We start from the raw sequence: 4,392 nt of genomic DNA on the forward strand, positions 1-4,392 counted from the left end.
GCGCCGTCCACTCCGTCAGTACGACATATCGCCGGAACAGGTGAACCGAGGTGGACCGGGGGAATCCCCGGTCGGCAGGATGGCTCGCCGGGCCGCCCGGGAGGGCGTCCCGGCCCGCCCGGGCCTGGCACACCCTCACCATGACTGGAGTACCCGGTGTTCAAGGGATTCCGCAGCTTCCTGCTGCGCGGCAACGTGGTCGACCTGGCGGTCGGCATCGTCATCGGCGCGGCCTTCACGGCCGTCGTCACCGGGTTCGTGACCGCGTTCCTCACCCCGCTCATCGGTGTCGCCAGCGGCGTGGTCGGCGACTACAGCAAGGAGGCGTTCACGGTCGGGGGCACCGTCTTCCCGTACGGCGCCTTCCTGAACGCGCTGATCAGCTTCGTCCTGGTGGCCGCGGTCATCTACTTCGCCGTGGTGGTTCCGGTCAGCCGGCTGCAGGCACGGTTCGAGCCGGTGAAGACCGCCCCGGTGGCCAAGGCCGACTGCCCGGACTGCCTGAGCACCGTGCCGGCCGCGGCCGTCCGCTGCGCCCACTGCACCAGTGACCTGGCGGGCCGCCCCGGCTTCCCGGCGCAGCCGGTGCGGGTGCACTGACCGGCGGTTTCGCGCACGCCGCCCGGCCGGGCCGCCGTCGGCGCCGACCGGGCGGCGTGCGCGGCGGCCCGCGCGCCTCCGGTTCCCGTCCCGACCGGTCCACCGGGACGCGATCGGAGGTTCGACCACCGTTCGACCACCGACCGGTGGAGTTCGCTGGCCGGAACTCGACGCCGATATGTCGGATATTTATACTTTCGAGCCCTTCGCTCCGGCGAAGACTCTGTAAACAGTCGAACTCCCCCCCGTTCCACTCTCCTCAGCAGGCACGTTGTGGGCTTACGGTATGCCCCATGACCTCGCCCCGCTCCTACGACGGAGTCGGCTACCCCCCTCCGTCCTTTTCCTCCGGCACGCCCATCTACGACAGCCTCGTCGCAGAACGCGGTGTCCCGCAGATCGCCCCCATCAATGTGCCTGCGGCCCTGCCGCCGGCCACCTCCGGCTACGGCACCGGCTACAGCAGCGGTTACGGCACCGGCTACAGCACCGGCTACAGCACCGGCTACGACAGCCCCGGCAGCAACCTGCCGGCGCTGCCCCCGGCCCGGCTGGCCCTGGGCCCCGGTCCGAGCAGCGGCCCCGCCACCTCGTACATCCCGGCCCAGCCGGCCCAGCAGATGTACGCGGCGGCCCCGCAGCCGAACGTTCCGGGCTACGGCACCCCCCAGCCGTACCTGCCGCCGCAGCGCCCCCAGGCCCCTGCCTTCCCGCAGACCCAGGGCTACCAGGGCCAGTCCTTCGGCGGTCAGAACTCCTTCGCCTCGGCGCCGACCGGCATGACCGGCCAGCAGTTCGGCGCGCAGGGCGGCCCCGCCCAGCAGGGCTTCGCCGACCAGAGCTTCGGCGGCAACCAGCTGCGTCCGGCCGCGCCGGTCGCACCGGTGCGGCCGGTGCAGCAGCAGTACCCCGGCCCCGCGTACTACCAGCAGGCCGGCTGACACCAGCCGCACCGACCCGGCGAACGAGGGCGCCGGGGCGAGGCGAGCAGCCGATCGTACGAGACAGGGCGCGGGTCCATCCCCACGGAGGCCGTCCGGTCCGCCGCACCACGGCGGACCGGGCGGCCTCCGCGCACTCCCGCCCGGGCCGCCCCGACCGTGCCCGCGGCTGGCAGGATGGTGGCATGCCACTGCTCACCGGAGTCCATCTCTACCCCGTCAAGTCCACCTACCGCCTGAGCCCGACCAGTGCGGACGTCGAGCCCTGGGGCCTCGCCGGTGACCGGCGGTGGATGCTGGCCGGACCGAGCGGCCGGGCCGTCACCCAGCGCGACGAGCCGACGATCGGTCAGTACCGGGTGCAGCCGCACCCCGACGGCTCGCTGACGGTGACCGACCCGCAGGGCGCGTCCGTCGAGGTCCCGGCGCCGTCCGCGGCGGCGGGCGACCCGGCCGCGCAGGCGGACGTCTTCGGCACCCTCTTCCCCGCGGTCGAGGCCGCGAAGGAGGTGCAGATCTGGTTCGGCGACCGGCTCGGCGACGTCCGGCTGCTGCACCTGGACCGCCCGGACAGCAGCCGGCAGATCGACCCTGCGTACGGCCGGCCCGGCGAGACCACCAGCATGGCCGACGGCTACCCCCTGCTGCTCGCCAGCACCGCCTCGCTGGAAGCGCTCAACGGGCACCTGGCCGCCGACCACCCGGCCGGCGACCGGCGGGCCGAGCCGCTGCCGATGACCCGCTTCCGGCCCAATCTGGTGGTGTCCGGCAGCGAGCCGTGGGCCGAGGACTCCTGGCGCCGGATCCGGGTCGGCGACCTCACCTTCCGCGTGGTCAAGGCGTGCGGCCGGTGCGTGGTCACCACCACCGACCAGGAGACCGGCCTGCGCCGCGGCCCGGAGCCGCTGCTCGCGCTCGGCCGGCACCGCAAGTTCGGCAAGAACCTGGTCTTCGGTCAGAACCTGATCCCGGAGCGCCCCGAGGGCGTCACCGGCGACCTGCTCGGTACGGTCCGGGTGGGCGACGAGGTGACCGTGCTGGAGCAGGGCCCGCCGCCCGTTCCGGAGGTCCGCCCCGGAGCCGGCGCACGCCGCTGACCGGCGGCACCGCGCCCCGGGCGGCTCGTTAGCAGGGCGCGGAACGGGGCCGGCCGGCGGCACCGGCAGGGCACCGGGACCACGGCCGCGGCAGGGACGGCCGCGGCGGGCACGGCGGCGACGATGGCAGCTTCGACGAAGGTGGGGACGGCAGACCGCATGGGTGAGCACAGGGTCCGGGTCACACAGGACAGTGCGTCCCGCTGGCGCCGCCGCGCCGGCGACTACGAGACGCTCCAGGAGGCGCTCGCCGCCGCCGAACCCGGCGACACCGTCACCGTGCGGCCCGGCACCTTCCGCGAGGCCGTACTGGTCGACAAGGCGCTGACGCTGCGGGCCGCCGAGGGCCCCGGCAGCGTCCGGATCGACCCGCCCGCCGGGGTGCCGCTCACCGTCTCCGCCGCCGCGGCCGTGCACGGCCTGGTGATCGAGGGCTCGGACCGCTCGCTGCCCGCCGTCCTGGTCACCGCGGACGGCGCCCGGCTCACCGACTGCCGGATCGACACCCAGGCGGCGAGCGGAGTCGAGATCGCCGACAACGCCTCGGCCGTGCTGCGCGGCTGCACCGTGGCCAACCCGGCCGGCCTCGGCGTACGGCTGCGCCCCGGCGCCCGGGCCGGGCTCCAGGAGTGCGAGGTCTCCGCCGCCGGACAGGCCGGCCTCGCCGTGCTGGGCGGCGCCGCCGCCGTGCTGGAGCGGTGCCGGCTGCACCACGCCGCCGGGGCGGGGCTGCTGCTCACCGGCGAGGGCAGCGGCGCCGAGCTCACCGGGTGCGAGATCTACGAGATCCGCGGCAGCGGGGTGCAGGCCGAGGACGGCGCGGTCGGCCGGCTCACCGACTGTTCCGTCCACCGGGTCACCGGCAACGGCCTCACCCTGGACACCGGGGCCGAGCTCCGGCTCACCGGCTGCCGGATCCACGAGCTGCCGGAGAACGCCGCCGACCTGCGCGGCCGCTCCCGCCTGCAGCTGGACGGCTGCACCCTGCACGACTTCGGCCGCGGCGCGCTGTCGGTCTGGGACGCCGGCACCGAGGTGGCGGCCACCGCCAGCGAGATCCCCTCCTCGGACGGGGACTACCCGGCGGTCTGGGTCAGCGACGGCGCCCGGCTGTCGCTGCGCGACTGCGCCCTGCACGACCTGCCGGACGCGCTGTTCGTCCTCGACCGCGAGTCGGTGGCGGAGGCCGCCGACTGCTCCTTCAGCCGGATCCGCGCCTCCGCGGTCTCGGTCAGCGGCGGTGCCACCGCCGACCTGGCGGACTGCCGGATCCAGGAGGCCGGCACCGGTCTGTGGTTCCGCGACCACGGCAGCGGCGGCCTGCTCACCGGGTGCGAGATCTCCGACGTCGCGACCGGGGTGATCGTCGCCAAGGGTGCCGACCCGGTACTGCGCGGCTGCACGGTGCGCGGCGCCGGGGACGCCGGGGTGTACGTCTCGGCGCAGGGCCGGGGCAACTTCGAGGACTGCCGGGTGTCGCACGGCCGCGGCTTCGGGTTCCACGTCATCGACGGCTGCCGCACGGTGCTCACCCGCTGCCGTGCCGAGCAGAACGGGCGGTCCGGCTTCGAGTTCTCCGAGACCGGGCCGATCACCGAGGGCTGCGTCTCGGACGACGTGCCGCCGCCCCCGCCGGCCCTGCCCGTCCCCCGGCCCGCGATCCCCGCGCCGCTCGCCCCGGCCCTGCTGCCGGCGCTCGCCGCCCCGCCCCGCGGCGGGGCCGCCGTGGGGACCGCCCGGGGCACCAGTGCGGC

4 protein-coding genes are annotated in these 4,392 nt (G+C 75.3%); all 4 read left to right on the top strand.

From position 1 onward, the window contains the following. The first annotated feature begins 156 nt into the window (after nt 1–156). Nucleotides 157–600 (top strand): large conductance mechanosensitive channel protein MscL, encoded by a 444-nt coding sequence (gene mscL / locus ACFV0G_RS30540; RefSeq protein WP_380555037.1) that lies wholly within the window; start codon nt 157–159, stop codon nt 598–600. A gap of 293 nt (nt 601–893) precedes the next feature. Beyond that, complete coding sequence (locus ACFV0G_RS30545) at nt 894–1,541, top strand: hypothetical protein (protein ID WP_380555039.1); 648 nt, start codon at nt 894–896, stop codon at nt 1,539–1,541. A gap of 185 nt (nt 1,542–1,726) precedes the next feature. Next, nucleotides 1,727–2,638, top strand: a complete 912-nt coding sequence (locus tag ACFV0G_RS30550; protein ID WP_380555041.1) for an MOSC domain-containing protein — start codon at nt 1,727–1,729, stop codon at nt 2,636–2,638. 159 nt (nt 2,639–2,797) lie between these two features. After that, on the top strand, nt 2,798–4,392 hold a 1,595-nt coding region (locus ACFV0G_RS30555), incomplete at its 3' end, for a right-handed parallel beta-helix repeat-containing protein (RefSeq protein WP_380555043.1).

This window comes from Kitasatospora sp. NPDC059571, from assembly GCF_042735675.1.
Lineage (GTDB): Bacteria > Actinomycetota > Actinomycetes > Streptomycetales > Streptomycetaceae > Kitasatospora.

Bases quoted from the DNA above. Each gene is read 5' to 3' on its own strand.
- ACFV0G_RS30550 (WP_380555041.1), top strand. From the start codon at position 1,727: ATGCCACTGCTCACCGGAGTCCATCTCTACCCCGTCAAGTCCACCTAC.
- ACFV0G_RS30545 (WP_380555039.1), top strand. From the start codon at position 894: ATGACCTCGCCCCGCTCCTACGACGGAGTCGGCTACCCCCCTCCGTCC.